This is a genomic window from Streptomyces sp. WY228, from assembly GCF_019287315.1.
GTDB lineage: Bacteria > Actinomycetota > Actinomycetes > Streptomycetales > Streptomycetaceae > Streptomyces > Streptomyces caviscabies.
Genome location: NZ_CP079114.1, coordinates 343,983 through 369,756 on the forward strand (window position 1 = coordinate 343,983; position 25,774 = coordinate 369,756).

The 25,774-nt window shown below is 71.8% G+C and carries 24 protein-coding genes and 1 pseudogene; 14 read left to right on the forward strand and 11 right to left on the reverse strand.

The features are described from left to right. Positions 1-328 precede the first annotated feature (328 nt). The gene (locus KV381_RS01440) at positions 329-1,426 is read left to right on the forward strand and encodes an NAD(P)-dependent oxidoreductase (RefSeq protein WP_030630371.1); all 1,098 of its coding nucleotides are present in this window, start codon (positions 329-331) and stop codon (positions 1,424-1,426) included. Here the strand turns inward: KV381_RS01440 and KV381_RS01445 are convergent. Together KV381_RS01445 and KV381_RS01450 are read right to left on the reverse strand one after the other, a co-directional pair. Beyond that, the gene (locus KV381_RS01445) at positions 1,407-2,513 is read right to left on the reverse strand and encodes a sensor histidine kinase KdpD (RefSeq protein WP_030082522.1); all 1,107 of its coding nucleotides are present in this window, start codon (positions 2,511-2,513) and stop codon (positions 1,407-1,409) included. The two genes, KV381_RS01440 and KV381_RS01445, sit on opposite strands and share 20 nt — an antisense overlap. After that, the gene (locus KV381_RS01450) at positions 2,510-3,283 is read right to left on the reverse strand and encodes a response regulator transcription factor (RefSeq protein ID WP_030082521.1); all 774 of its coding nucleotides are present in this window, start codon (positions 3,281-3,283) and stop codon (positions 2,510-2,512) included. Before KV381_RS01450 ends, KV381_RS01445 begins: the two co-directional genes overlap by 4 nt. 124 nt (positions 3,284-3,407) lie before the next feature. Between KV381_RS01450 and KV381_RS01455 the strand changes: the two genes are divergently transcribed. From KV381_RS01455 to KV381_RS01465, 3 genes are read left to right on the forward strand one after another with little or no spacing between them, the layout of a single operon-like run. After that, positions 3,408-4,169 (forward strand): glycosyltransferase family 2 protein, encoded by a 762-nt coding sequence (locus tag KV381_RS01455; RefSeq protein ID WP_050504971.1) that lies wholly within the window; start codon positions 3,408-3,410, stop codon positions 4,167-4,169. Continuing rightward, on the forward strand, positions 4,166-4,822 hold the full coding sequence (locus KV381_RS01460) for a DUF2064 domain-containing protein (RefSeq protein ID WP_030630365.1): 657 nt from the start codon (positions 4,166-4,168) through the stop codon (positions 4,820-4,822). The genes KV381_RS01455 and KV381_RS01460 overlap by 4 nt, the downstream gene beginning before the upstream one ends. Further along, entirely contained in the window at positions 4,819-5,730 is a 912-nt protein-coding gene (locus KV381_RS01465; RefSeq protein ID WP_030630363.1) for a bifunctional 2-polyprenyl-6-hydroxyphenol methylase/3-demethylubiquinol 3-O-methyltransferase UbiG, read from the forward strand. The genes KV381_RS01460 and KV381_RS01465 overlap by 4 nt, the downstream gene beginning before the upstream one ends. A 421-nt stretch (positions 5,731-6,151) precedes the next feature. On the opposite strand, the gene KV381_RS01470 is transcribed toward KV381_RS01465, so the two are convergent. Continuing rightward, positions 6,152-7,423 (reverse strand): molybdopterin-dependent oxidoreductase, encoded by a 1,272-nt coding sequence (locus KV381_RS01470; protein WP_030630360.1) that lies wholly within the window; start codon positions 7,421-7,423, stop codon positions 6,152-6,154. A 232-nt stretch (positions 7,424-7,655) separates the two neighbouring features. Here KV381_RS01470 and KV381_RS01475 point away from each other — a divergent pair, with 232 nt between their 5' ends. Further along, on the forward strand, positions 7,656-9,095 hold the full coding sequence (locus KV381_RS01475; protein WP_030630357.1) for a hypothetical protein: 1,440 nt from the start codon (positions 7,656-7,658) through the stop codon (positions 9,093-9,095). On the opposite strand, the gene KV381_RS01480 is transcribed toward KV381_RS01475, so the two are convergent. From KV381_RS01480 to KV381_RS01505, 6 genes are all read right to left on the reverse strand, one after another. Further along, a complete protein-coding gene (locus KV381_RS01480) occupies positions 9,067-9,351 on the reverse strand; it encodes a hypothetical protein (protein ID WP_078846019.1) in 285 nt (94 codons plus the stop codon). The two genes, KV381_RS01475 and KV381_RS01480, sit on opposite strands and share 29 nt — an antisense overlap. A 136-nt stretch (positions 9,352-9,487) precedes the next feature. Next, positions 9,488-12,709 carry an error-prone DNA polymerase gene (locus tag KV381_RS01485; protein WP_218784284.1) on the reverse strand — a complete coding sequence of 1,074 codons (3,222 nt, stop codon included), beginning with the start codon at positions 12,707-12,709 and terminating at the stop codon, positions 9,488-9,490. Continuing rightward, a complete protein-coding gene (locus KV381_RS01490) occupies positions 12,702-14,270 on the reverse strand; it encodes a DNA polymerase Y family protein (protein ID WP_218784285.1) in 1,569 nt (522 codons plus the stop codon). The genes KV381_RS01485 and KV381_RS01490 overlap by 8 nt, the downstream gene beginning before the upstream one ends. Further along, positions 14,267-14,845 (reverse strand): hypothetical protein, encoded by a 579-nt coding sequence (locus KV381_RS01495; RefSeq protein WP_256995000.1) that lies wholly within the window; start codon positions 14,843-14,845, stop codon positions 14,267-14,269. The genes KV381_RS01490 and KV381_RS01495 overlap by 4 nt, the downstream gene beginning before the upstream one ends. Before the next feature lie 624 nt (positions 14,846-15,469). Then, the gene (locus KV381_RS36995) at positions 15,470-15,607 is read right to left on the reverse strand and encodes a hypothetical protein (protein ID WP_218784286.1); all 138 of its coding nucleotides are present in this window, start codon (positions 15,605-15,607) and stop codon (positions 15,470-15,472) included. A 230-nt stretch (positions 15,608-15,837) separates the two neighbouring features. Next, on the reverse strand, positions 15,838-16,602 hold the full coding sequence (locus KV381_RS01505) for an SDR family NAD(P)-dependent oxidoreductase (protein ID WP_218784287.1): 765 nt from the start codon (positions 16,600-16,602) through the stop codon (positions 15,838-15,840). Between the two features lie 58 nt (positions 16,603-16,660). On the opposite strand from KV381_RS01505, the gene KV381_RS01510 reads away from it, so the two are divergent. The 4 genes and pseudogenes from KV381_RS01510 (at position 16,661) to KV381_RS36300 (ending at position 20,010) form a co-directional block, all read left to right on the forward strand. Continuing rightward, positions 16,661-17,293, forward strand: a complete 633-nt coding sequence (locus KV381_RS01510; RefSeq protein WP_218784288.1) for a TetR/AcrR family transcriptional regulator — start codon at positions 16,661-16,663, stop codon at positions 17,291-17,293. 1,125 nt (positions 17,294-18,418) lie between these two features. Continuing rightward, positions 18,419-19,210: a hypothetical protein gene (locus tag KV381_RS01515; protein WP_256995002.1), complete on the forward strand. Its 792-nt coding sequence runs from the start codon at positions 18,419-18,421 to the stop codon at positions 19,208-19,210. 181 nt (positions 19,211-19,391) lie between these two features. Next, positions 19,392-19,589: pseudogene (locus KV381_RS36295) on the forward strand (hypothetical protein); the annotation flags it as partial. 214 nt (positions 19,590-19,803) lie between these two features. Next, complete coding sequence (locus KV381_RS36300) at positions 19,804-20,010, forward strand: hypothetical protein (protein WP_256995264.1); 207 nt, start codon at positions 19,804-19,806, stop codon at positions 20,008-20,010. Between the two features lie 138 nt (positions 20,011-20,148). Here KV381_RS36300 and KV381_RS01525 read toward each other — a convergent pair whose 3' ends face one another. After that, positions 20,149-20,853, reverse strand: coding sequence for a hypothetical protein (locus KV381_RS01525; protein WP_218784289.1), 705 nt, complete (start codon positions 20,851-20,853; stop codon positions 20,149-20,151). A gap of 182 nt (positions 20,854-21,035) precedes the next feature. Here KV381_RS01525 and KV381_RS01530 point away from each other — a divergent pair, with 182 nt between their 5' ends. From KV381_RS01530 to KV381_RS01545, 4 genes are all read left to right on the forward strand, one after another. Further along, the gene (locus KV381_RS01530) at positions 21,036-21,491 is read left to right on the forward strand and encodes a hypothetical protein (RefSeq protein WP_218784290.1); all 456 of its coding nucleotides are present in this window, start codon (positions 21,036-21,038) and stop codon (positions 21,489-21,491) included. Between the two features lie 572 nt (positions 21,492-22,063). Further along, positions 22,064-22,498: a GNAT family N-acetyltransferase gene (locus KV381_RS01535; RefSeq protein ID WP_218784291.1), complete on the forward strand. Its 435-nt coding sequence runs from the start codon at positions 22,064-22,066 to the stop codon at positions 22,496-22,498. Positions 22,499-23,054: 556 nt separating this feature from the next. Continuing rightward, complete coding sequence (locus tag KV381_RS01540) at positions 23,055-23,519, forward strand: DUF2199 domain-containing protein (RefSeq protein WP_256995223.1); 465 nt, start codon at positions 23,055-23,057, stop codon at positions 23,517-23,519. Continuing rightward, positions 23,516-24,181, forward strand: a complete 666-nt coding sequence (locus KV381_RS01545; protein ID WP_218784293.1) for a hypothetical protein — start codon at positions 23,516-23,518, stop codon at positions 24,179-24,181. The genes KV381_RS01540 and KV381_RS01545 overlap by 4 nt, the downstream gene beginning before the upstream one ends. A 264-nt stretch (positions 24,182-24,445) precedes the next feature. Here KV381_RS01545 and KV381_RS01550 read toward each other — a convergent pair whose 3' ends face one another. Further along, positions 24,446-25,327 carry a LysR family transcriptional regulator gene (locus tag KV381_RS01550; RefSeq protein WP_218784294.1) on the reverse strand — a complete coding sequence of 294 codons (882 nt, stop codon included), beginning with the start codon at positions 25,325-25,327 and terminating at the stop codon, positions 24,446-24,448. 60 nt (positions 25,328-25,387) lie between these two features. Between KV381_RS01550 and KV381_RS01555 the strand changes: the two genes are divergently transcribed. Then, entirely contained in the window at positions 25,388-25,753 is a 366-nt protein-coding gene (locus tag KV381_RS01555) for a DoxX family protein (protein ID WP_218784295.1), read from the forward strand. Positions 25,754-25,774 lie beyond the last annotated feature (21 nt).

A 25,774-nucleotide genomic window follows, 5' to 3' on the forward strand; every position in this document is an offset into this window, starting at 1 on the left:
ACGCCGAGGGGGTCACGCACCCGAACTTAGGTGAGCCTAAGCTCATGAACTCACGTTGTCGATAGGGCACATGTGGAGACAACGCGCTGATTGGCTGTCAATTCTGGCTCGAAACAAGCGGTGTCGACGCCTCACTCGAAGCCTTGGCGGCCCCCCGCACCACGGCACGACGAACACCCGGAATCGGCCGCCGTCGGAGTTCGGCCGAATTTCGCACCGCCGGTCCCCCTGCGTACGCTTCGACGCGGCCCGGACACGTCCTTACGGTCCCGTGACGTGCGCGCGCCGCGCCCGGCCCGGGGGATCGTCGGGCCCTAGCGTGGCGGTCATGCGCGTACTGGTCACCGGCGGAGCCGGGTTCATCGGATCACATGTCGTCGCCGCCCTCACCGCGGCCGGGCACGAGAGCGTGGTGCTGGACGCCCTGCTGCCCTCGGCCCACCCCGGCGCCACGCCCCCGGGGCTGCCGGGCGACCGGGTGGTCGTCGGGGACGTCCGGGACCGGGAGGCGGTGGCGGACGCGCTGGCCGGGGTGGACGCCGTCTGCCACCAGGCGGCCATGGTCGGCCTCGGCAAGGACTTCGCGGACGCTCCGCTGTACGTCGGGTGCAACGATCTCGGTACGGCGGTGCTGCTGGCGGAGATGGCGGCGGCCGGGGTCCGGGATCTGGTGCTGGCCGGTTCGATGGTGGTCTACGGCGAGGGCCGCTACGACTGCCCGCGCCACGGCACGGTCCGCCCCGGGCCGCGCGCCGAGGCGGACCTGCGGTCCGGCGACTTCGAGCCGCACTGCCCGGACTGCGGAGCGGAACTGACACCCGGCCTGGTGGCCGAGGACGCACCCGCGGACCCGCGCAATGTGTACGCCTCGACCAAACTGGCGCAGGAGCACCTGGCCGCCGCGTGGGCGCGGGCGACGGGCGGCCGGGCGGTGTCGCTGCGCTACCACAACGTGTACGGGCCGGGGATGCCGCGCGACACCCCGTACGCCGGTGTCGCCTCGTTCTTCCGCTCGGCCCTGGCCCGCGGCGAGGCCCCCCGGGTCTACGAGGACGGACGCCAGCGGCGCGACTTCGTCCACGTCCACGACGTGGCGGCGGCGAACGCGGTGGCGCTGGCGGCGGTGCGGGAGCGGCGGCCCGCGTCCTTCGCCGCGTACAACACCGGCAGCGGCGAGCCGCACACCATCGGCGAGATGGCCGCCGCGCTGGCCGCCGCGCACGGCGGGCCGGGCCCGGTGGTGACCGGGGAGTACCGCCTCGGCGACGTACGCCATGTCACGGCGGACTCACGGGCGCTGCGCGAGGAGCTGGGCTGGCGGCCCCGGGTCTCCTTCGCCGAGGGAATGGCGGACTTCGCGGCGGCCCCGTTGCGCGGCGCGGCGGGGCGCCGGGACGAGGGCGCCGTCACGCTGTCGGGAGCGTGACCGAGAAGCAGCAGCCGCCCTGTACGTTGCGGACCTCGGCCCGTCCGGCGTGCGCCTCGACGATGCCGCGCACGATGGCGAGACCGAGGCCCGCTCCGGCCGGCGGGGTACGGGCGTGGCTCCCTCGCCAGCCGGTGTCGAAGACCCGGGGCAGGTCCTCCTCCGGGATGCCGCCGCAGCCGTCGGTCACCGACATGACGACGCCGCCGCCCGACCGGTGCGCGGCGACGGCCACCGTGCCGTCGGGCGGGGTGCGGCGGATGGCGTTGATCAGGAGATTGCCCAGCACCCGGCTCATCTCCTTGCCGTCGACCTCGACCGGCACCTCGTCGACCCGGTCGCCGACCAGCCGCACCCCGTGTTCACGGGCCAGCGGGTCGGCCCCGGCCAGCGCGTCGCCGACCAGGTCGTGGAGGGAGATCCGGGCCGGCGTCAGGGTGAGCGAACCGGCCTGGATCCGGGAGAGTTCGAAGAGGTCGCCGACCATGGTGTTCATCCGCTCGACCTCGGTCCTCATCTGCCGCAGATAGCGTCCGGAGTCGGCGGCCATGCCGTCCTCCAGCGCCTCGGCCATCGCCCGCAGCCCGGCGAGCGGGGTGCGCAGATCGTGCGAGATCCACGCGACGAGTTCCCGCCGCGAGGCCTCCAGCGACCGTTCCCGCTCCCGTGAGGCGTCCAGTTTGGCGCTGGTGGCGGCCAGTTCGCGGGTGAGCGCGGCCAGTTCGGCGGTCGGCTGCCCGGCGGGCGCGGCGAAGGTGCCGCCGTCGCCGAACGACCGTGTGGCAAGGGTCAGTTCACGGCTCCGGTCGGCCACCCAGCGGCCCAGCAGGACGGCGGTGGCCAACGAGACCAGGGCGGCCATGGCGACGACGGTCGTGACGACGTAGAGGTCGTGGGACGACAGGAACATCGCCCAGGCGACGGTCAGCGTCCCGGCGAGCATCGCCGCGACGGCCACCCCGGCGACGACACTCACCGAGACCACCAGCGAGCGGTGCCTCAGAAGACGCAGGACGCCGGCGCCCAGCAGCCCGGCCGCCGCCGCTCCCAGGAAGGCGAAGAGCGCGATGAGCAGGACGTCGGTCACCGCGGCCCGCCCCCGCCGAGCGGGGCGGCCGCGTCCGCGTCCAGGTCCAGCCGGTACCCCACTCCCCACACCGTGCGGATCAGCCGGGGGCGGGCCGGGTCCTTCTCGACCTTGCCGCGCAGCCTGCGGACATGGACGGTGACCGTCGACAGATCGCCGAAGTCCCACCCCCAGACCTCCCGCATCAGCTCCTCCCGCCCGAACACCTTTCCGGGGTGCCGGAGGAGAAAGGCGAGCAGGTCGAACTCCCGGACGGTCAGCGCGAGTCCCTGTCCGTCACGGTGGGCCTGCCGGGCCGCCGGGTCGAGGGTCAGCCCGCCGCCGGACAGCGGCCCGGACCCGTCCGCCGGTACGGTGCTCCGGGCGCGGCGCAGCACGGAGTCGACCCGCAGGACCAGTTCGCGCGGGCTGAACGGCTTGGTGACATAGTCGTCGGCGCCGGTCTCCAGGCCGAGGATGCGGTCCTCCTCGTCGCCGCGGGCGGTGAGCATGATGACCGGGACCGGCCCGTGCTCGCGCATCCGGCGGCAGACCTCGAACCCGTCCATGGCGGGGAGCATCAGGTCCAGGACGACGAGGTCGGGCCGGCGCGCCTCGAACCGTCCCAGCGCGGCGGGCCCGTCGCCGGCCTGCTCGACGGCGTAACCGGCGCGGTGCAGATAGCCGACGACGACCTCGGCGACGGTCGGGTCGTCGTCCACGACGAGGATCCGGCCGCGCTCCCCCTCGGGGACGGGGTCGGGTTGCCGGGCGGGCGGGGTGTTCTCCATGGCCCTCACTCTGGCACCCCCGTTCCGGCGCGTCGGTGGCCGACCGCCCCCATCCGGCCGATGTCCATGTTTCGTAAGAACCTCATGCCCTGAATGCCGGACTTGTCTCCGTAGGGTGAGGCGGGTGACCGATTCTTCTGCCGCTCTTCCGTTCCCGCCCGCCCCGCACACCGGTCTGCCGAAGGCCGACATCGTTCTCCCCTGCCTCGACGAGGCGGCCGCACTGCCCTGGGTGCTCGATCGCATCCCCGACGGCTGGCGCGCGATCGTGGTCGACAACGGCTCGACCGACGGTTCGGCCGAGCTCGCCCGGTCCCTCGGAGCGAGCGTCGTCACGGAGGAGCGACGGGGGTTCGGCGCGGCCTGCCACGCCGGGCTGCTCGCCGCCGAGGCCGAGTTCGTCTGCTTCTGCGACTGCGACGGCTCGCTGGACCCCCTGCTGCTGGCCGGCTTCGTGCGGCGGATCGCGGACGGCGAGTGCGATCTGCTGCTCGGCCGCCGCCGCCCGGAGGGCCGGGGCGCCTGGCCGCCGCACGCACGCGCCGGAAATCTGGCGCTCGCCCGGATGCTGCGCCGCCGCACCGGACTGCGCCTGCACGACCTCGGCCCGCTGCGGGCGGCCCGCCGCGCCGACCTGCTCGCCCTGGACCTCACCGACCGGCGCAGCGGCTATCCGCTCCAGATGGTGGTCCGGGCCTCCGACGCCGGGCTGCGGGTCGCCGAGAGCGACGTCCCCTACCGGCCGCGCACCGGGAAGTCGAAGGTGACCGGCACCTGGCGCGGGACCTGGCACGCGGTGCGCGACATGCGGGGCGTCCTGCGGGAACCACCGGCGGACCGCACGCCGGACAGCGCCGCACCCGCGGGAACGGGGGCCCTCCGATGAGCGCGTACGGGCCCATGGGGCCGACGGAGTTGCTGGTCATCGCGAAGGAACCGGTGGCCGGCCGGGTCAAGACCCGGCTCTGCCCGCCCTTCTCCCCCGCCGAGGCCGCCGAACTGGCCGCCGCCGCTCTCGCCGACACCCTGGAGACCGTGTCCGCGCTCCCCGCGCGGCGGCGCGTCCTGGTCCTCGACGGGCGGCCGGGCCCCTGGGTGCCTCCGGAGTTCGAGGTGGTGCCGCAGAGCGCGGGCGGTCTCGACGAGCGTCTCGCGGCGGCCTTCGGCGGATGTATTGGGCCCGCCCTCCTGGTCGGCATGGACACCCCGCAGCTCACGGCCGCGCTGCTCGCCCCCGCTCTCGCCCCGGACGCCTGGGACGGCTGCGGAGCCTGGTTCGGTCCGGCCGAGGACGGCGGCTTCTGGGCCCTGGGCCTGGCGGATCCCGATCCCGCCCTGGTGCGCGGGGTGCCGATGTCCGTCCCGGAGACCGGTGCGGTGCAGCGGCGCAGGCTGGTGGAGGCGGGGCTCGCCGTACGCGATCTGCCGGTGCTGGTCGATGTGGACACCGCGGCCGACGCCCACCGGGTCGCTTCGGCCGCGCCGGACAGCCGGTTCGCCGCGGCGCTCGGCCGGCTGACCGGGGCGGGGGTGCGATGAGTACGACCGTGCCCTCGTCCGGACCCGCCGCACCGGCCGCCGCCGGCCCGGCCGGCTCCACCGCCTCCGCCGGGGCGCCCGACACGCACGAGGCGGTCGCCGACAGCGTGTACGCCTCCGACACGCCGGCCCGGCGCGGCCCGCTCCGCACCGCGTCCTGGGGCGCCGACCCGTATGCGAACGCCCTGCGCACCGGCCGGGGTCCGCTCTTCCTCCGCCGCAGCGACGGCTGGCTGCTGCCCCTGGACGTGGAGCGCTGGTGCTCCGACGCGGGCTCCGCCGATCTGTCCGCGCTGCACCGGTGCGAGGGCCCGGTGCTGGACATCGGCTGCGGGCCGGGCCGGCTGGTCGCCGAGCTGGCCTCGCTCGGACACCGGGCGCTGGGCATCGACGTCAGCGAGGCGGCGGTGGCCCGTACCCGCGGTCTCGGCGGCGCGGCGCTGCTGCGCAGCGTGTTCGACCCGCTGCCCGGTGAGGGCCGTTGGGGCACCCTCCTGCTCCTCGACGGCAACATCGGCATCGGCGGCGACCCGGCCGCGCTGCTGGACCGCGCGGCCGATCTGCTCGGCGCCGGCGGACTGCTGATCGCGGAGACCGCCCCCGTCGACCTGGACGAACGGGTCCGGGTCCGGCTCGACGACGGCCGTGGCGGACCGGACGGGAGGACCGCGCCCGTGGCCGCGGGCGACGAGGCGGCCGAGCCGTTCCTCTGGGCGCGGATCGGCACGCCGGCCCTGCTGCGGCACGCCCGTACGGGCGGCTGGCGTACGGCCGATCAGTGGGGCGCGGAGGGACGGACCTTCGTCTCGTTGCGCCGGCCGGAACAGGAGCGGAGCGCCCGGACCAGCAGCCAGAGCGCGGAGAGCGCGAACAGCGCTCCGGTGATCAGCAGCCAGTTGCCGAGGTAGACGTCCGGGGTGGTGCCGGCGGCGGCCTCGTACCGCCGTTCGGTCCGCCGGGCGATCAGCGGGAACCAGATCAGCAGGAGCAGCCCGGAGAGGAACGCCGGCACCCGGACGAAGTTCACCAGGGCCGTCCGGGGGCCGAGCGCGGCGCGCAGCGCCCGGTCCGCCCCGGCGTACACCGGCAGCAGCACCAGGTCGTGCAGCACGGCCGACCCGGCGAACCAGAGCAGCACCCCGACGGTGTCCCCGTCCAGCAGCCGTACGCCCGCGTAGCCCGCCAGACAGAACGTGGCGGCGAGCAGGAGCAGATGGAGCGGGCCCTCGCCGTACAGGCGGCGCGGTGAGATGCGCGGGCGACGGGGTGCGGTGGTGGACGGGGACGGCGGCGGGGTCTGCGGCGGGGGCGGTACGGCTCGGGTGGACATCACAGCTCTCCGAACGTCAGGGTCTCGACCCACTTGGTGTTCAGCACGCCGGGCGCGGCGGGGACGATGATCCGGGCGGGGTAGCCGTGGTCCGGTGACAGCGGCGCCCCGTTCACCTCCAGCGCGAGCAGCGAACGGCCGTCGCGGACCTGGTTGTCGCGCAGCGCGGCCTTGCGGAAGGAGCCGCTGCGCTGGAGCGACTCGACGAACACGCCCGGCGGCCGGTCCGGATATCCGGCGAGCGCCGCCAGATCGGAGAGCCGCACCCCGCGCCAGAGCTGGTCCGAGGTCGACCAGCCCTCCACACAGGCGATCGGAAGCGCCGCGCTGTGCTGTTCCATGGCCAGCAACTCGGCCCGGGAGAGCTGGAACTCCCCGGCGGGCCCCCGTACCGTCAGCCGCCAGCGCGGACCGGTGTCGGCGGGCGTGATCCGTACGGCGGCGGCGGTCTTGTTGATCTGGAAGGCGTTCGGGCTCGGTCCCGGGTCGGTGCCGCCGCGCGGGGTGAGGAGCGCGATGCGGCGCAGCGGTCCGTCGAAGCTGCGCCCGGCCGAGGTCACCAGGAGAAGGAGCGAACCGGCCCCCACCATGGCCAGCGCGCCGCGCCGGGACAGGGTGGCGGGCAGCGGGTCGGGGGCGGCGAGGGTGTCCGGTTCGCCGCGCGGGATGCCGTTCCGCAACACCCGTACGGCCTGGGGCAGCTTGAGGACCGTATGGGTGACGAACCCGGCGAGGAAGACCCAGGCCCCGTAGAAGTGCAGGGTGTAGAACGACCCGGGGAAGAGGTAGTCCAGCTGGATGTTGAGCAGCCCGGTGAGGAATTCGAACAGCGCCCCGCCCACGAGCAGCAGCAGCGAGATCCGCTCCAGGGCGTGGCCCACGGAACGGGCGGGCGGCAGCGCGAAGAGCCGGGGGATCACCGACCAGAGCTTGGCGAGCAGGACGGGCACGAGCACGATGCCGACGGTGACGTGCAGGCCCTGGGTCAGCCGGTAGAGCCAGTGCGGGCCGGTCGGCCAGGAGAAGAGATAGAAGCCGAGCCATCCCTTGCCCGGGGTCTTGTCGTTGACCCGGTTCAGGTCCGGGTTGTAGGCGGCGTACGAGAGCAGACCGGTGACGAACAGCAGGGTGAGCCCGGCGAGCAGGACGACGCCGAGTACGGCGGTGAAGCGCGCCCCGCGCACGGGGCTGCGCCAGAATCCCGGGTCGGCGGGCGTGCGCGGGGCGCGTGGGGAATCGGTGAGGGTGCGGATCCTGCGGCGTTCGGGCATGGGGCCGACGCTAAGCCGGGAACACCGCCGGCGGGCGGACGCGACCCCTGACGAAATTCTGACGTCGCGGCCGGGAGGGGCGCCCACCGGCATGACGGTGGACGGGAAACGCGTGCCGGTGGACGAGAACCGGAATGCCGGTGGGGCGGGAAATCTGACGGTTCGGTGACGCGGGCCCGCCGTACCGCCCGATTGCCGTCCGATCGCCGCCCGGTGTGCATAGCGTGCCAGCGTGAAGACCGAGGACGTCACCCCCACGGACACCGCGGGCGGCACCGGGCACGGCCCGCCCGCACCGCCGGACCGCACCGACGACCGCACCCGGCGCGCGGGGCGGGCGGACCTGATCGCCGCCGCCGCGGGCGTGCTGCTGATCACGGCCGCTGTGGTCGTCGGCCATGTCATCCAGAACCGGGACGGCAGTCTGCGCGCCCAGTGGCCGCCCCTGCTGGCCTCCTGGGACCCGCATCTGGGCCCCGGCACCCCGGCCGCCCTGGTCATGGCGGTCCTGGTGGTCGCCTACGGCCCGCCGCTCGCCGCCCGGCTGCCCTGGCGCGGGCTGCTGGCGGTGGCCTGGGCCGGGTCCATGGCCTGGGTCTTCTCGATGGCGCTGATCGACGGCTGGCACCGGGGCGTCGCGAAGCGGCTCACCACGAAGCACGAGTATCTGCGGGTCATCGACCGCTTCGAGGACATCCCCGCCACCCTGCGCGACTTCACGAACCACATCGTCATCGGCGAGCCCGGCAACTGGCCCGCCCATGTCGCCGGGCACCCGCCGGGCGCGACGCTGACCTTCGTGTGGCTGGACCGCATCGGGCTCGGCGGCGGCGCCTGGGCGGCGGTCTGGTGTGTCGTGGTGGGCAGTTCGGCGGTGCTGGCCGCCCTGATCACCGTGCGGGTGCTGGCCGACGAGCGGCTGGCCCGGCGTGCCGCGCCCTTCCTCGTCCTCGCGCCGGCCGCCGTCTGGGCGGGCGTCTCGGCCGACGGCTACTTCACCGCGGTCGCCGCCTGGTCGGTGGCGCTGCTCGCCCTGGCCGCCACCCGTCGGGTCCGCTTCCCGGCCGTGGCGGCGCTCGGCGGGGGTCTGCTGTTCGGGTGGACCTGCTACCTCAGTTACGGGCTGGGGCTGATGGCGGCGGTCCTGCTCGCGGTGCTGGTGCTCGCCCGGACCGCCCGCCCGGTGCCGCTGTTCCTGCTCGGCACGCTGGTGGTCCCGGTGGCCTTCACCCTCGCCGGGTTCAACTGGTGGACCGCGTACCACCTGTTGGTCGAGCGCTACTACCAGGGTGCGGGCGGTGTCCGCCCGTACGGCTACTGGGTCTGGGCCAACCTGGCCTGCGCGACCCTCGCGGCCGGGCTCGCCGCCGTCGCCGGGCTGCGCCGGAGCGCGGTGGCCGCGCCCGGTGCCGTACGGGCGCTGCGGGGCGGCCCGGCGACGGTCTCCCCGCAAGGCGGACTGGCGTTGCTCGTGCTCGCGGCGCTGGCGGCGCTGCTCGCCGCGGACCTCTCCGGGATGAGCAAGGCGGAGACCGAGCGCATCTGGCAGCCGTTCCTGCTGTGGCTGCTGCCCGCGGCGGCGCTGCTTCCCCGCCGGAGGGTGCGGTGGTGGCTGGTCGCGTCGGCCGTTCCTGCGCTGCTGATCAACCACCTGCTGTGGACGGGCTGGTGAGCGGCGGCCCTCTGGTACGGCGTGGCGGGTGCCGGTCGCCGTCAGTCCAGGCGCTGTTCGGCGAGGTCGAGCCGGTGCTCCACGTCGGACGGGGCGAAGTGTCGCCCCGGTTGCCCTCGCCGGGGAATACCCACGCGAAGCCGTTCGGCAGGGGCCACTCCTCGTGCTCCGGCACCTCGACGGGCGCGGCCGGTTCAACGGCGAGCGGGCCGCCGAGGGTGAAGGCACCGACGTTGGGCTCGGTCGTCTCTGACATCGTCGTACTCCTGTGGGAGGTGGGCTGGACGATCTCATCATGGTGGGTGATGTGGGCGTATCACCCCTGGGATCAGTGGAGTTCACCACATCTGATGATCATGGACGGAAAACATTCGGTGTGTCCGGCCCGTGCTCTAGCGGTGCCCGACGTGGCGCCGGGGTACGGGCGCGGCCACGGGGATCGTCTCCACCCGGTCGACGGCGACGTTGACCGTGCCGTCGCTGCGCTCGATCCGGCCGGTGAGGAGGACGGCGGGGGCGTCGATGAGGGTCCGGTAGCAGCGGTCCCAGATGTGCGGGGCGAAGACGAGGTTGATCATGCCGGTCTCGTCCTCGATCGCGCCGAAGGCCACGCCGTGCGCGGTCGGAGGGCGTTGGAGGTACTTCGGCAGCCCGCCGATCACGACCCTCGCCCGGTCGGGGAGCGTACGGGCGGTGGCCGCGGGGAGTGCGCCGAGGCGGTCCAGGTGGGGGCGGATGTGCTGGACGAGGTGGGCGGTGGCGCTGGCGCCGGTGGCGACGATGTCGGCGGTGGTCTCCTCGGCGGTGGTCATGGAGGTGAGTTCGGGCGCGGTCACGGGGGTGGCGAGTCCGGGGAGCGGGGGCTGGCGCGTGCGGCCGGGTGCGGTGCCGGCGCTCCACAGGGCGGTGCGACGGTGCCCGCCCAGTCCGTCGAACGCGCCCGCGGTGGCCAACTGCTCCAGGACCCGGGCCGGCAGCCGGGTACGGGCGGCGAAGTCGTCCAGGTCGGTGAACGGCCGCTCCGTGCGGAGGGCGATGATCTCCTCGGCGGCCTGTTCGCCGAGGCCGGTGACGCTGGTCAGACCGCGGCGGATCGCCGGGGGCCGTGCCCCGGACGCCGTGCCGGGCGTCGAAGCGGGGGCCGGGCCGGACATCGAAGCGGGCATCGGCCCGGACGCCGGGCCGGGAGTCGAAGCGGGGGCCGGGCCGGGTTCGAGGGTGGCGTGGACGCGGGAGGCCTGGACGGTGGGTCCGTGGACGGTGACGCCGTGGCGTTCCGCGTCGCCGATGAGGGTCTGGGTGTCGTAGAAGCCCATCGGCTGGTTCGCCATGATCGCCGCGATGAGCGCGGCCGGGTGGTGGTACTTGATCCAGGCGCTGGCGTAGATGAGCCCGGCCATCGACTGGGCGTGGGACTGCGGGAACCCGTAGTCGGAGAAGGCTTCGATCATCGAGACGATCTTCTCGGCAGCGGCCGGCGGGATGCCGCGTCCTGCCATGCCGGTGAGCAGGCGGCCGCGCATCGCGGCGACCTTATCCGGGGCGTGCTTGGCGGCCATCGCCTTCCTGAGCCGGTCGGCCTCGCCGGGGCTGAACCCCGCGCAGTCGATGGCGAGTTGCATGGCCTGCTCCTGCCAGAGGGCGACGCCGAGGGTCGGCTCCAGCGCGGCTTTCGCGAGCGGGTGGGGGTACGTCACCGCCTCCTCGCCGCGCCGTCGGCGGAGCAGCGGGTGCTTGCTGCCGGCCTGGATCGGACCGGGGCGGATGATGGACGCGGCGACGGCCAGGTCCTCGAACCCCGTCGGCCGCAGCTGGGGCAGGGTGGAGATCTGGGCACGGGACTCGACCTGGAAGACGCCGATGGTGTCCCCTCTCGCGATCATCTCGTAGACGTCCGGATCGTCCTGGGGAATGGACGTGAGGTCGTAACGGACGCCGTGGTGCTCGTGGATGAGGTCGCAGGCGGTGTGGAGGGCGGACAGCATGCCGAGACCCAGCAGGTCGATCTTGACGAGCCGGGCGGCGGCGACGTCGTCCTTGTCGCCCTGGAGGACGCTGCGACCCTCGGCGGTCGCCCACTCCACGGGCATGATCTCGCCGATGGGCTGCCGGGTGAGGACCATGCCGCCCGAGTGCACCCCGAGGTGTCTCGGAAGGGTGTGGAGCTGGGCGGCGAGGTCGCGTACGTCGTCGGGGAGGGCGGCGTCGGGGCCGGGCGGGGTGTGGTGGATGTGCCGGGTCATCTCCCGGGTCTGCGCCTCCGGGTAGCCGAGGACGCGGGCGGCGTCGCGGACCGCGAGCCTCGGCTGATAGGTGATCATGTTGGCGACCTGGGCTGCGTGCCGGCGGCCGTAGCGGGTGTAGACGTACTGGATGACCTCCTCGCGGCGCCCGGACTCCAGGTCGAGGTCGATGTCCGGCGGGCCCGCCTTCTCCAGGGACAGGAACCGTTCGAAGAGCAGACCGTGCCGGAGCGGGTCGACGGCGGTGATGCCGAGGACGTAACAGATCACGCTGCTGGCGGCGGAGCCCCGGCCCTGGCACCAGATCCCCTGGTCGGCGGCGTGCCGGACGATGTCGTGGACGATCAGGAAGTAGCCCGCGAGCCCGAGCCCGGCGACGAGTCCGAGTTCGTGGTCGAGCTGCAGCCAGGCGGCCCCGGCCTCCGGGTCGGTGCGGGGGCCGTAGCGGTCGGCGCAGGCGGCCTCGGCGCGGTCCCGCAGCCACGAGTCCTGCGTATGTCCTGCGGGCACCGCGAACTCCGGCAGTTCGGGGCGCAGTTCACCGAGGTCGATCACGCAGGCGCGGCCCAGGGCGAGGGTGGTGTCCGCGACGCCGGGGTACCGCGACAGGAAAGCCGCGCGTTCGGCCCGGGGGCGCAGATGGGCGGTCGGGGCGGCCATCAGATGTCCGGCGGCCCGGTCCAGGGTCTCGCGGCGGCGCAGCGCGGTGAGCGCCTGGGCGACGCGGGCCTGGCGGGGGGCCGCGTAGTGCACGGCGCCGGTGGCCACCACCGGGATCCCGACCCGGCGGGCGGCCACCCACATCGCGTCGGCGGCGACCGAGTCCTCCGGGAGGCGGTGGTCGACCAGTTCGGCGTGCGTACCGCTCGTGCCGAAGACGTCGGTCAGCCGGGCGAGCCGGTGGGCGACGGCGGTGACGTCGCACCGGTCGACGCCCGGCGGCGGGCAGCCGGGCAGGACGGCCCAGTGCCCCGCGGCGGCCGCCCGGGCCACCGCGTCCAGGTCGTAGACCGGGGCGTTCTTCGACCCGGCGAGCTGCGCGGCGGAGATCACCGCCGACAGCAGCCTGAACCCCTCCGCCGTGCGGGCGAGCACCACCGGTGTTCCCAGGACCGGGTCGCCGAGGGTGAGTTCGGCGCCGTGAACCGTCTCGATCCCGTGCTCGCGGGCTGCGGTGTGCAGGCGGCGCGCGGCGTGGAGCCCGTCCATGTCCGTCACCGCCAGTACGCCGATGCCGAGCCGGGCGGCCTCGGCGACCAGGTCCTCCGGCCCGCTCGCGCCCCGGAGGAAGGAGAACGCGCTGTGCACGTGCAGTTCGGCCCAGCCGTCCTCCGGGCGGTCGGCGGTGGGGAGGCGGAGGAGGTCACCCATAGTGGGCCTCCACCCACCATCGGCCCCGGTCGACGAGGAGCAGCCACGCGTGCCCGTCGTCGGTGGTCACCTGCATCCGGGCGATCCGCCGGCCGCTGTCCCGCGTCCACCACTGCTCCAGCACCGGCCAGGGCCCGGCCCACCCGTTCACCCCGGCCCGGCGTCGCCCGTCGACCGCGAGGAACGCCGGCTCGGCCGACAGCTCCAGCCGGCCGGCCACGCCGACCGGCGCGCCGTCGGTCCCGGTGAGCCGGGCCGGACGCCGCACCGGGTAGACCGCGGCCGGGTGCGGGGCGGGCAGCCGTCCCGGCCAGGGAGCGCCCGCGGCGCCCTCGGCGCCCATGGCGCGCGCGCCGTCGTCGGGGACGTCGCCGACCGGGACGAGCCGGATCCGGTCGCCCGGCCCCCGGCCGCCGACCTCGATGATCCGGGTGACCGCCCGGTGCCCGAGCACCGCCTGCACCCGAGCGGCGGCCCGTTCCACCTCCACCGGGGTGTCCCGCTCGCCGTCGAACGCGCCCTGCGAGCCGGTGTCCGGGGAGATCCCGTCGGGGCGCAGGGCCAGGCGGCGGATGCCCGGTTCCGTGCCGCCGGCGTCCAGCAGGCCCTTCTCGGACCAGGCGGCCAGTACGCCGCGCACCCGCTCGGCCACCGCCCGGGAGGACAGCCGCCCCTCGTGCCGGAAGATCCGCGTCAGGGTCCGGCCGTCGGCCGTCCCGACCACGGCCTCCACCCGTGCGCACACCACCCCGGCCGCCGCCAGGCGTTCGTGCAGCTCGTCCGCGAGCGCGACCGCCACGAACACGACCGCGTCCGTCTGCTGCTCGGGTACCTCGAACAGCCGCCGCACGGTGTGGTCCTGGGCGGCGGTCCGTACGGACACCGGCCGGGCCTGCCCGCCACGGGCGACGCGGTGGGCACCGACGCCCTCCGTGCCGAGCCGCTCCGCGACCCTGCCCGCCGGCAGCCGTGCGAAGTCCCCGAGGGTACGGATGCCGAGCTGCTTCAACAGGTCGGCCAGGCCGGGCACGCCCAGCACGCCCACCGGGTACGGGGCCAGGAACGCGGCGTTCCCGTCCGCCGGGACGATCACGCCGTCGCCCCGGCGGGCCGCGAGCGCCGCCGCGAAGGTGCTGTCGGCGATCCCGACCCGGGCGGGCAGCCCGAGTGCGGTGACGGTGTCCGCCAGCCGTACGGACAACTGCGCTTCACCGCCCCAGTAGCGTGCGGCTCCGCGCGCCGGGGCCGCGATCAGCCCGGGCCGGATCACCTCCAGCCGGGGCACCACCTCCGCCTCCACGCGGTGCACCACCTGTTCGAACATCCTCACCTCGGCGGCGAGGTCCCGTTCGACGACCCGCAGCCCGGGGCACCGGGCCTGCGCGGCCCGCAGCCGCATGCGCCGCCGGACCCCGGCCGCCCGCGCGGACGCGGAGCACGCCACCACCGCGCCCCGGTGTGCCACGGCCACCGGCGCACCGTCCCGCGTACCGCAGGCCAGCACCGGGAAGTCGGGCACCCAGACCACGACCACCCGTACGGAATCGGACGCCCCGGTCATCCGACGACGCGGAGATCCGCCCGCGCCCCGCCCCGCACGGCCTCCGCCGCCCCCTGCTCCGTCACGCCCGCCGTGTCCGTCACGTCCGTCACGCCCACCAGACCGTCCGGACCGGGCAGCCACAGCTCCGCGCTGCGCGGCGCGGCGGCGGCCCCGCGCCCGCCCGCCGTCACCGTCACCCGGCGGCCGCGCAACAGCCCGTGCCCCCGGCCCACCCCGGTCCAGCCCACCGGCGCCACCCGGAGCTGCACATCCGCCCCGGGCCAGCGGCCCGCCGCCAGCAGCACCGCTCCGCTGCGCCGCATCACCGCCCGGAGCCGGCGCACCGCCCGCTCCGGCACCCGTACCGAGGCGCCGACGAGCACCACCGGCACCGACTCCAGCAGGACGGCGAGTACCTGGGCCGCGCGTGGCCCCGGGTCGCTCACCACCAGACCGGTGGCCAGATCCAGACCGGCCTGTGCCGCCGCCAGCCCGCCCAGCTCCGGCACGCCCACCGCCGCCCATGCCACCGACTCCGCCGCCGCCAGAGCGGCCAGCGCCAGCAGCAGCGGCAGATCTCCGCCCGCGCCCACGGCGGTACCAGGGCGAATGCCTCCTCCCGGCAGCAGGCCGGAGAGCGGCGACGCCACCGCACCGGCTTCCGCGCCACGCGCCTCGACTACCTGCTGACCTGTCCACACTCTTCGATATTCGCTCGAACGTTCGAATAATTCAAGCCAGGTCACCCTCGGTCATTCGGTGGCTGGGTACGCGTCCCGTCGCACTGAAGGCTGAGTGTTCTCACTGAACCTTGGTGACCGGCAGGTTCGTCTCACTGAAGTTTGAGTGGCGGATGCTACCGAGGTGGCGGGGTGTGGTGGGGGAGCTCGCAGGCGTCTTCGCGGATCCGGTGCCGGCCGCCTTTGACCTGGAATTTTACGAGGATGAAGCCCTGAGCCGGAGACCACTGGGTGCCGGTTGGAACGTGCGGTTCGAGCAGGTGCCCCTGTGCGGCAGTTCCGATGACCCAAAGGCGGTGGGAGCTTTGCGGGCTGGTACTACGCGGCGACCACGGGGGCTCATGTCGGCTACGAGTCGTGACTGGAGCGGGACCGGTTGGTCCTGCTCGATGCGGACCCCGAGGTGGCAGGGATCGCGTCGCAGCCGTTCTGGCTTCATTGGTACGACGGGACGCGCAAGCGGCGCCACGCGCCGGACTATTTCGTACGGCTCGCGGACGGCCGGGGCCGGATATTGCCGACCTGCTGGTGAAGGTGTTCGACGAGCCGGTCGCGCTCCGGGCAGGCGCCGCTCAGGTGGGCGATCCGCTGGTGGTGCTGCCAGTGCTGTTCCATCTCCCGTGGTCCGGAGTGCTGGTGGCGGACGCGGCCGGGAGGCTGCTGGGCTCGGACAGCCTGGCGCACGCCGCGGGGAGGCGATGATGGGGAGACTGGCTCGTCCGGACGGGCTTGTGATCGGTGGACGGGTCCGGTTCGACGGGCAGGTCCGCCTGGTGCTGGCGGTCACCGGCCGCGCCGTCACGCTCTCCGAGCTGGGTGCGCTGCCCTCGCCAAGCCTTCGTCGATCAGATGCGTGGGCCGAGGAACAGGCCACCGCTCGCGTCGAGGATCTGCCCGGTGACCCAGCGGGCGGCATCGGAGGCGAGGAAGGCAACCACATCGGCTACGTCGTCGGGCGTTCCCAGCCTGCCGAGTGCCGTCATGACGGAGATCTGTTCGGTGAGGCCCGGCACGTCGAAGACAGCTCCGTTGGTCGTCGTCCTGGTGGCCCCAGGAGCGACCGCGTTCACCGAGATCCCCCGAGGGCCGAGTTGGACGGCGAGGGTCTTGGTCATCGTCTCGATCGCACCCTTCGTCATGGCGAAGGATGTCTGGGACGAGTTGGCCATCCGGGTTGCCACCGACGAGATCGAGACGATCCGGGCGCCCTCGCGCAACAGAGGCAGCGCGCGCTCGATGATGAAGTACGGTGCCCTGACGTTCACCGCGAACAAGTGGTCGAACTCCGCCCGCGTCGTGATGCCGAGCGGGCCGGCCGGTGCGGCCGCCGCGTTGTTGACGACGATGTCGAGCGGCCGTCCGCCCAAGCCGGCCTCGACGCCAGCGAAGAGTGTTTCGACGTCGCCATCCACGCCCAGTTCCGCTCGGACGGCGAAACCGGTCCCGCCGGCGTGTTCCATCGCGTCGAGCGTTGCCGCGGCCCCGCGCTCGTCCGTGCCGAAGTGCACGAACACCGTGGCTCCTTCGGCCGCCAGCCGAACCGCGATTGCCTGCCCGATGCCGCGCGACGCGCCCGTCACCAGAGCTGTTCTGCCCGATAGATCGCCCATGCCTTCACCCCATCCGCAGCTTAATGTTAGTTACTAACGTGATGGTAGTGTCTAGCACATGAGTGAGAGGCAACCAACCCTGCGGGAACGACGGCGCTCCGAGACACGGCGTCTGGTCCAGGCGCACGCGGTGCGGCTGTTCACCGACGGCGGCTACGACGCGGTGACGGTTGCCGACGTCGCCGAGGCCGCCGGCGTCTCCGCCATGACCGTGTATCGGCACTTCCCCACCAAGGAGGACCTCGTCCTCATCGACCAGCCCGCCCAGCTCATCACCGAACACGTCGCCGCGTCGTCCGCAACACAGCCCCTGGTCCGCCGCGTCGGCAACGCGCTCATCGACGCGGCCACGATCTCGACCGGCGGCCCCGGGGGCGAGCAGGCAGCGAACGAACGGTTTCTGCTGGACTGCCTCCGGCTCATGGTCTCAACGCCTGCGCTGCGGGCCCGGCATCTGGACAGCCAGTACGCGCTGCAACAGGCCATCGTCGATGCTCTCGGGGAGGACGCGACCGATCCCGACGCCGCGTTCCGCGCCCAAGCCGCTACCAGCGCCTGCCTGGCCGCGATGCACACGGCGCTGACGCGCTGGGTCGAAGATGACGGACACACCAAACTGCCGGACCTGATCGCACGTGCACTCACCGCGTCCTTCGGGGATGACGCCATCGCCACCCGCCGGAAGGAGTGAAGCGTCACGGACCGGGCGCTGTCATCCCTCTTGACCATCGAACACAGCGCGGAACGGTGCTGGTCGATGCCGAGACCCGCCGGCCGGTGGGCCTGTTGCCGCGACCGGGAGGCGTCGAGCCTGGCGGCTTGGCTGGCCGAGCGGCCGGGCGTCGAGGTCGTCTGCCGGGACCGCGCGCCGTTCTTCGCCGAAGGGCGCCACTGCCGGAGCGCCGCAGGCGGTCCAGGTCACGGACCGCTGACACCTGCGGCACGACCTCAGCGAAGCGGCCGAGCGAGCCGTCGCCCGCCACCGGCAGCGCCTACGCGCCACGACTCCATTGGCCGGTCAGACCGTTGCCGTTGAGTCCGCAGACCGGGAGGAGAACGTGGACCAGCCCTGGCCGACAGGCCACCGGTTCGCCGACCGCACCCGGCCCGGCACGCCGAGGTACATGCGCTGCTGGCCGCGGTGCGCAGCCGACGCGCCGTCCAGCGGCAACTCGGCATGACTTGGGGCACGGTCAAGGCCCTGGCCGACGCCGCGAGTCCGGAGGAGCTCCTCCGGGGTCAGCGGCAGGGCCGCCCGTCCGTCCTGGACGAGTACAAGTCCTACCTGGACGACCGCTGGAGCGAGGGCTGCACCAACGCCTGGAAGCTCTGTGAAGAGATCGTTCCGCTCGGCTACAAGGGCAGTTACCAGCGCGTCAGCGCCTACCTGCGGCAGAAGCGGACCTCTCCCCGGCCCGTGACCGCGCAGCCGCCGTCGCCCCGCACCGTCGCCGGCTGGATCCTCCGGCGACCCACGGCACTGTCTGAGACCGAACAGCTCCAGCTCAAGACCGTCCTGGCCCACTGCCGACCTGCCCAGCCTCCACGCCCTCGCCGCTGGCATCGACCGCGACCGGGATGCCGTCATTGCAGGACTCACCCTGCCCTGGAATTCCGGCGTCGTCGAAGGTCATGTGAACCGGATCAAGATGCTCAAGCGCCAGATGTTCGGCCGCGCAGGGTTCCAACTCCTACGCAAGCATGTGCTGTTGGCGTGACCACAGTTGCACGCGGACCCAAGTGGGGCCCGGCATCCGGCGCGGGCCGCGACAGCAGAAGTACACCGTTCGCTCGAAAAGCGCTATAGCTTCGGCCTGTGACCGACACACCCAGCCAAACCGGCGCCGCCTTGCCGGACGAGCTCCCGCATCACGAGACGCTCCTGAACGAGACGGACTGGGCGTCACTGACCACCCCGTGCGGGACAGGTGAAGCCCTTCCGGCGGCGCTGGCGCGCCTCCTCGATCCCGATCCGGGCACCAGAGCTGTGGCCGTCGTCGACGCCCTCGAGGCAGTGACCCACCAGAACAGCATTTACGAAGCCACCGTGCCCGTAGCACTGTATGTGGCAGCCATTCTCAACCATCCGGCCACCGCCATGGGCAACCGCAGCCCGGATGCGGATCGGGCGCCGCATCGTCCCACCCGCGCAGCACTCCTGGACTGGCTCAGCAGCACCGCCTACGACGCCGACGACGAAAACGTGGCCGCCGGCGAACGCCACTGCGGGAAGGATTTCCTCGACGACTATCGGGAGATGCGCGCGTTTCGCGACCTGCGTCCAGTGTTCTACTCCGCCGTCCAACCTCTCCTCGGCAACGACGACGCGGAGGTACGTGCCGCAGCCGTCGTTGCCGCCATCCCCTTGGTGGAGCACCCGGATCTCGTCCCGCACCGAGAAGAGTTGGCCGACCAAGCCCGCGATCTGCTGTCCGCCAGCACGGACCGCTACAAGCGCGACCGTGTCTTCGACGCCCTGAAGACGTGGGGACATGACACGAGCGGCCTGGAGAACGCGGACGACCTGAGCGCCCGCGAACTGCGTGCCGGTCGCATGGCCGAACGCGCTTCCTGGGCAGGTGGATTCGCCGAAGAACCGCTGTTCTGACTCAAGGGGGCGACAGGTTCAGCCCCGGCCGACCACTGAGCGTGGCTCAGTCACGGAAGTTGAGCCAGAACCGAAACTCGTGAACAAAGCCAGCGGGCTGATCAAACGGGTCAGCCCGGCAATGGCGCACACCTACTTCGAGTACGTCACCACCGAGTACCCGCGCGGGGCCGGGCACGGCATGCTCCTGGTCCAGCTGCGCGGCGGCGATACCACCGCCTTCCCCAGCCCTCGCACCGCGGCGGCCCTGGCCGCCCGCCGCCGCAACACCGAGACCGCCCTGGAACGCGTCCACCAGGCCATCGCCCGGCTCCGGCGCGAGAAAGCCCAGGTCAGTGTTGCCGCCGTCGCCCGCCGAGCGGACGTCTCGCGCACTTTCCTCTATGACAATGCCGAGGCCAGAGCCACGGTCGCCGCCGCCATGGATCAAGCCGACGAACGCCGGTCCCGCACGCTTGCAGAGCAGGACGACGAGCGCGAGGCGACCTGGCGCGAACGCGCGCTGAACGCCGAGGGAGGCCCTCAAAGCCGCCCACACCGAGATCCTCGCCCAGCGGGACCGGCTCGGCGAACTCCTGGGACAGGTACGCGACTTGGAAGCCGAGTGGACACAAGAAGCCGTCCAGCGGATCACCACCGAGAACACCACTCTCAAACAGCGCGTCCGCCGGCTCACCACCGACAACCGCAACCTGGACGAACGGCTCAAGGCCGCCCGCTCCAACCTCCGCTTTCAGGACAGGTGCGTCGCCGACCTCGAAGCCCACCTCACCGAAGGACCCGATGTCGGTGTCCGCTGATAGCGCGCGGAGCGGAAAAAGGGGATTGGTTCGGGTGCTTCGGCCGGAACACTTCCTGGCGCCGACGCATGGACCATTAGCTCCACTCTGTCAGGGTGCGGACCGCTTCACCCGGGAACCACGCTGCCACGGGAGAACTCATCGGCCACGGCGATCCGGCGACGAGTTCATCCATGTATTCACCGAGTTAACGAACTCGTCGGCAGTCTCCTGCAAGGCGTCCACCGCATTCCGGTGTTCCTTCCTCAGCCGCCGCCGCTCTGCCTCGCTAACCAGCAGGGCGTCGATCCGCTCGTGTGACATCGGCACGAAGTCTTCGTCCCGGTGTTCCAGCGCCTTGCGTGCCGCCACGGTATCTGGTTCCGGCCCTCCGTTCTCAAAAGCCTTCTTCTGCTCTTGGTGCAGCCGGGTGACCTTGTCCAGTGCCCACGACTCCGACGTCCACTCGTCTTCGTCCTCGTGGGCGACGCCCATGCGGTGCAGCTCTGCGAACGCGTCGGCACCCAGCCACACCTTCGCCCAAGTCTCTTGGACGTCACTTACGGCCTCCACTACCAAATCGCTAGCCTTCGCCACGCCGTCGGGAGCACCAGTGAGTCGAAGCCGTCGGTGCGCAGTCTCGAACTCCTCGTAAGCCGCCGCCGGGTGCTTGAACGTCCGGGCCTTCTTCTCCATCTCCTCGACTACGGCGAGGAAGGCTTCCATGGCCTCGAACTTCCGGTCCGAGGTCTTACTGTGCCAGTTGGCGGTGTCCGTGCGGCGGCCGTTCCTGAAGACATAGACGGAGGAGATTCCGGCTGCGGTCACGGCGGCCAGTGGCGTTAGCTCGGCGAGGATCGTCATGGTGGGCATCATCGCGTTGGCCGTGGACGACGATGGACCATTTGAGGAAGATATGAGGTATTTTGGCGTCTATGAGGACCACTCCAACGAGCGATGCCGAAGTGCCGCATCTCAGCGTCGCGCACATGTAGTCTATGAATCGTCGCAGTTCAGAGCCGGTATCGAGGCTCCTGCGGTCGGTAATGTCGACGAACTCCCTGACCGCCCGGCACGGCATCGAAGTCGCCTACACCCTGAAGTACTTCACCGAGCGCATCCCGGCCACGTTCGTCTACGCCGACATCAACGTCGAGCAGACCACCTTGCTCTCCGGCACCCGAGGGGCTCAGATCTCAGGCCGCTTCACCCTCATCCCCACTCACCCGTTCCCCTACGGACCCGAGCGGAAGAGCCTTGTCGCGACCATGGAGAGCACCCTGCTCCTGCGTGATCACACCCCTGGCACTCTCACGGCGCTCGACCGCTACCTCCACGAGCGGACCGGAGGCATGATCGGCGCGCTGTCCCACACCATCCGCGGCGCTGCCATTGATGCCGTCCTCACCGGCACCGAGAAGATCGCTAAGGAGAGCCTCACGGTGGTCCCCCTGGACTATGCCTCAGAGACCCACGGGGCCGCCCCGCAGACGGTCGGCTGAGCATGCGGAACTCCTACCCTTCCGAGCCTCTCCACCCGCTGCCCCTTCGGGTTCGTCCCCGGCCGGGGGAGTTCGTCGAGTCGTTCATCGCACGGCTCGCACGGGCAAACCACATCAAACCCCACTACATCCACCGCATGTTGTCGAAGCCCCCCCTTGTCGAGCGGAGATCGTGATCTGGCCGCCCTCGCAGTGCTGGCATCCACCTCGAATGAGAACCTTCGCCGGACGCTCAGCACCAGTAGTTCGGCGCCGATCACCGTAAAACCGTCTCCGGAGCGAACCGACGCTGAGAACGCTGAGGCCGTGCTGTTCTTCGACATACAGCGTGACGCACGCGGCCGCAGCCTCACGGTCAGATCCTGGACCGCCCTCGCCTACTACGCCAGGTCGAGAGAAGTTACGCAGGGCCGCGGACCAGCTCGCTCGGTTATGCCTCCACTCAAACTTCAGTGAGGCTGCTCAACTTTCAGTGCGATCTGGCCCGCTTCGCCCGCCGTCTCAGGCCATCCGGTCCGAGACGGTCGCCGCTTGCTGATCGGCAACTCCAAGGAGGCGATAAGTTCCAAAGCATGAGTGTTGAGACTGAGGTCATTCACGAGGCGACCGATGAAGTGGTGGAGGCGTTCGCTCGTCTTCTTCCGCAGCTGTCGTCCAAGGCCAAGCCCCTGGACCATGGAGCAGTGGGAAGACTGACGGGTGCCAGTACCAACACCTTGCTGGTGGCCCGTGTCGAGGGCGTGATCGTCGGGACATTGACGCTGGCGATGTCACCCTTGCCGTCCGGCCTGCGGGCTCACATCGAGGACGTAGTGGTCGATGCCGCGGCCCGTGGCCGTGGGGTCGGCAAGGTTCTGATCGACAAGGCCCTCGGTCTGGCCGCGGACGCAGGTGCTCGAACCGTCGACCTCACATCGCGCCCGTCGCGAGAGGCTGCGAACCGCCTGTACGAGCGGGCAGGTTTTCAGCGGAGAGACTCCACCGTCTATCGATTCACCCTGGACTGAAGCGGGGTGTCCGCCTCCGTTGAGGCCGAGCCACCTTGCGTGATCTGTCGCGGCGAACGCGGCCTTCTCTCCTGAACCGCGCCCGCTTACTACGCCAGGTCGAGAACATTCACTCGGGACCGCGGACCAGTTCGCTCGATCATGCCGTCCCCACTCAAACTTCAATGAGACTACTCAGGATTCAGTGAGACGGGACACTTGTGTGACTGGTCGCGATAGATGACACCTGGTCGTGGCGACTGACACCGAGGCTCCGTCTGCACGACCTTCGAGATGCACGAGGTCGTTGACCAGCGGAAACGCTCTGCTGCCGGTGTCAAATAGGCCGACTGCCGGGAGCGTGTGCCAACAACGATGACCAAACGGGGCCAACTATCGCGACCAGGGCGGACCATCAGACCTGCTCGGTGGAGTCCAGCGGTGTTATCTATCGCGACCAGTCGCAGTCCTGGACCACCCGCGATGGCGCTGGAGCCCGTCACTAGGCTTCAGCGCCATGACCAGCGATATCGGTTTCACCTGTACATGCTGCGGCGCCCACCACTCCGAGCTGCCGATGAACTACACGGCCGAGGCGCCGGCGGTGTGGGAGCGGTCCTTCGCCGACGCCGATGACTGCCTGCTCTCCTCGGACCAATGCGTGGTCCGAGCGCAGCACTACTTCGTCAAGGGCATGATCGAGATACCGGTCATCGGCAGCGACGAGGTGTTCTCCTGGGGCGTCTGGGTCTCGCTCAGCCGCGAGAGCTTCTCCCGCGCTGCGGATCTGTGGGACACCCCCGGCCGCGAGGCCGAGGCACCGTACTTCGGCTGGCTCACCACCGACCTGCCGGTCTACCCGACCGCGACCCTCAACCTGAAGACGCACGTGCACACCCGCCCGGTGGGTGAACGCCCCTTCGTCGAACTCGAGCCCACCGGCCATCCCCTGGCCGTCGAGCAGCGCACCGGGATCACCCTGGACCGTGTGCAGGAGATCGCGGAGGCTCTCTTCCACCCCGGTGACGGCGAGCAGCAGTGACGGCTGACGAGCCCGTGTCCCCCATTCCGGTCGGACCCGCCGGCCTCAGCCGCCGAGCCCAGAGGTTCGTCGAGGTGGAAGGTATCCGTCTCCGTCGACCGGACCTCCGGCGACACCGTGACGCGTGGACCGGGCACGGCATCCCAGCTGCCGAGGTGGAACGGGCCGCAGCCTTCCAGGACCGCTGGGGCGGCCTCGCCCTCCCGCCGGCTCCGTTCTATGAGGGCGGCCCGCGCATCCTGGGCGCCGACCTCCCCGAAGGGTCAACCGCGGCCGGCTGGTCCTTCCCTGCGGGGGACTGCCGGGTGTCCATGGCCTACGGATTCATGATCGGCCCTGATGGGGCATTCGGGATCCACGCCCGCCACTGGACACCCCTGCACGCGAGCACGGACGGATGGGTGGAGTCACTGGCGCTTGCCGCGCATGCCCGCCGCTGGGCCAAGACCGTCACACGGCTCACGGGCAAGGCCGCGGCGGCACTGGACCTCGGCGGCTACGAGCCGGTGCCCGAAGTACAAGGCGTGACTGATACCTGGTGCCGGGGCAGGGACTCGCTCGTCGCCCTGTACCGAGGCGAGGCCGTGGGACTTGACGCCCCGCAGTGCCTTGAAGCGCACATCTACGGAGGGCTCGACGAGTGGGGTCTCCACGGAGGCTGATCCGCCCACGGGCTTGAGCACCTACTTGTCCGGCGGTGCCAACACCCGCGCTCAGTCACACCTTTGGCCTGTCGCGATGAAGGTTGAGTGTTCCCATCGAACATTGAGTGCCATCGGACGCCGCGGTCGGCGGTCATGGCCTATGCGCACCCAGCCTAGGCAGTCGCCGCGGGCGTCTTCACGGGCGAGCCGTTCCACGCTGTCACCACCAGGGGCAGTGCCGATTCGGCCTGTCAGGGCATCGGAGGCCTATCGGCCCCGGCGTCAGCTCCTGGTCAGTCGACGCGCGATGGCCTTCAGCAGCTCGTCCAGCACCGCCTCGTGCGTCCGCCTTCGCTGCCGGGCCAGTCCCACCCGGCTCGGCGAAACCCCGCGGACCGGGCGGAACACCACGTCCGGGTGGGAGTAGAAACGGGCCGCCGACACAGGGGCCAACGCCACACAGCCGGCAGCCACCGCGCCGAGCCACTCGTCGGGACGGCTGGTGACAGCTCCGACCCGGACGGGGCGCCCGTCCCGATCTTCCGCCGCCAGCCAGTGCTCCCTCCAAGCTCCGGTCGTGTCTCCGGCCGCGACAAACGACTCGTCCCACAGGTCCCGGAACTCCACCGTCCCGCTGTTCGCCAGCGGATGTCGAGCCGGCAGCAGCACCCCACGCTCCTCGACGAACAACTCCCGTACCGCCAACCTCTCCTGCCCCGGGAACGGCAGACGCACCACCGCCGCATCCACCTCACCCCGGGCCAGCCCGGCGCTCGGGTCCGACCAGTCGAACTGCCGCAGCTCCACCCGCCACTCAGGCCGCGCCCGGCGGAACCCGGCGATGACCTCAGGGACGGCACCCATTGCGCCCGCGTCCAGGAAGCCCAGGCGCAGCACCCGCGCCGCCCGGCCGGTCGCCTGCACCGCCTCATCCCAGCCGTCCAGCAGTACGGGCACCCGCGAGGCGAGCTCACAACCGGCCTCGGTCAACTCCATCCCCGACCGCGAACGCGTGAAGAGCCGCACCCCGAGATCGTCCTCCAGACGTCGGATCTGCTTGGTCAGCGCAGGCTGCGAGACGAACAGCCGCTCCGCCGCCCCGGTCAGGCTGCCCTCCTGCGCTACTGCGGCGAAGTACCGAAGCAGGCGCGTGTCCACATCCATGCCACCAGGTTATAGAAGCAGGTATTGGACGGTTCCCAAGTGCCCGAAGACCCTGAAAGCATGAACGGTATCCAGCTCGCGTTCCTCGTCGTCACCCTGTTCACCGCTGCCATCAACGTCGGCATCGCCACCGCTGACCTCGCCGGGGCGCGCTTCGTGCTGGCCAACTCGGCGGAGGTGGGTGTCCCCCGATTCTGGCTGCCCCGGCTGGCCGCCCTGAAGCTGGCAGGTGCGGCGGGCCTCCTCCTTGGCCTCTTCGACGCCGCACTGCGCCCCCTCGGCGTCGCCGCGGCCTGCGGTCTCAGCCTGCTCTACCTGGGGGCGATCACCTTCCATCTACGCACCCGCGTGCTTCACAATCTCGCGTTTCCCGGCTTCTACTTCGCCACCGCCGTCGCCTCGCTGGCCTTGACCGTGTCCTCCTGATCGCGGCTCCACTCAATGTGC

What these genes read in the sequence shown, in the direction of transcription:
- KV381_RS01485 (WP_218784284.1), bottom strand. Translation starts at nt 12,709, where the DNA reads ATGGGTGACCTCCTCCGCCTCCCCACCGCCGACCGCCCGGAGGACGGC.
- KV381_RS01540 (WP_256995223.1), top strand. Translation starts at nt 23,055, where the DNA reads ATGAACTACACGGCCGAGGCGCCGGCGGTGTGGGAGCGGTCCTTCGCC.
- KV381_RS01490 (WP_218784285.1), bottom strand. Translation starts at nt 14,270, where the DNA reads ATGACCGGGGCGTCCGATTCCGTACGGGTGGTCGTGGTCTGGGTGCCC.
- KV381_RS36995 (WP_218784286.1), bottom strand. Translation starts at nt 15,607, where the DNA reads ATGGAACAGCACTGGCAGCACCACCAGCGGATCGCCCACCTGAGCGGC.
- KV381_RS01450 (WP_030082521.1), bottom strand. Translation starts at nt 3,283, where the DNA reads ATGGAGAACACCCCGCCCGCCCGGCAACCCGACCCCGTCCCCGAGGGG.
- KV381_RS01460 (WP_030630365.1), top strand. Translation starts at nt 4,166, where the DNA reads ATGAGCGCGTACGGGCCCATGGGGCCGACGGAGTTGCTGGTCATCGCG.
- KV381_RS01505 (WP_218784287.1), bottom strand. Translation starts at nt 16,602, where the DNA reads ATGGGCGATCTATCGGGCAGAACAGCTCTGGTGACGGGCGCGTCGCGC.
- KV381_RS01440 (WP_030630371.1), top strand. Translation starts at nt 329, where the DNA reads ATGCGCGTACTGGTCACCGGCGGAGCCGGGTTCATCGGATCACATGTC.
- KV381_RS01480 (WP_078846019.1), bottom strand. Translation starts at nt 9,351, where the DNA reads ATGTCAGAGACGACCGAGCCCAACGTCGGTGCCTTCACCCTCGGCGGC.
- KV381_RS01530 (WP_218784290.1), top strand. Translation starts at nt 21,036, where the DNA reads ATGTCGACGAACTCCCTGACCGCCCGGCACGGCATCGAAGTCGCCTAC.
- KV381_RS01535 (WP_218784291.1), top strand. Translation starts at nt 22,064, where the DNA reads ATGAGTGTTGAGACTGAGGTCATTCACGAGGCGACCGATGAAGTGGTG.
- KV381_RS01470 (WP_030630360.1), bottom strand. Translation starts at nt 7,423, where the DNA reads ATGCCCGAACGCCGCAGGATCCGCACCCTCACCGATTCCCCACGCGCC.
- KV381_RS01550 (WP_218784294.1), bottom strand. Translation starts at nt 25,327, where the DNA reads ATGGATGTGGACACGCGCCTGCTTCGGTACTTCGCCGCAGTAGCGCAG.
- KV381_RS01465 (WP_030630363.1), top strand. Translation starts at nt 4,819, where the DNA reads ATGAGTACGACCGTGCCCTCGTCCGGACCCGCCGCACCGGCCGCCGCC.
- KV381_RS01525 (WP_218784289.1), bottom strand. Translation starts at nt 20,853, where the DNA reads ATGACGATCCTCGCCGAGCTAACGCCACTGGCCGCCGTGACCGCAGCC.
- KV381_RS01510 (WP_218784288.1), top strand. Translation starts at nt 16,661, where the DNA reads ATGAGTGAGAGGCAACCAACCCTGCGGGAACGACGGCGCTCCGAGACA.
- KV381_RS01555 (WP_218784295.1), top strand. Translation starts at nt 25,388, where the DNA reads ATGAACGGTATCCAGCTCGCGTTCCTCGTCGTCACCCTGTTCACCGCT.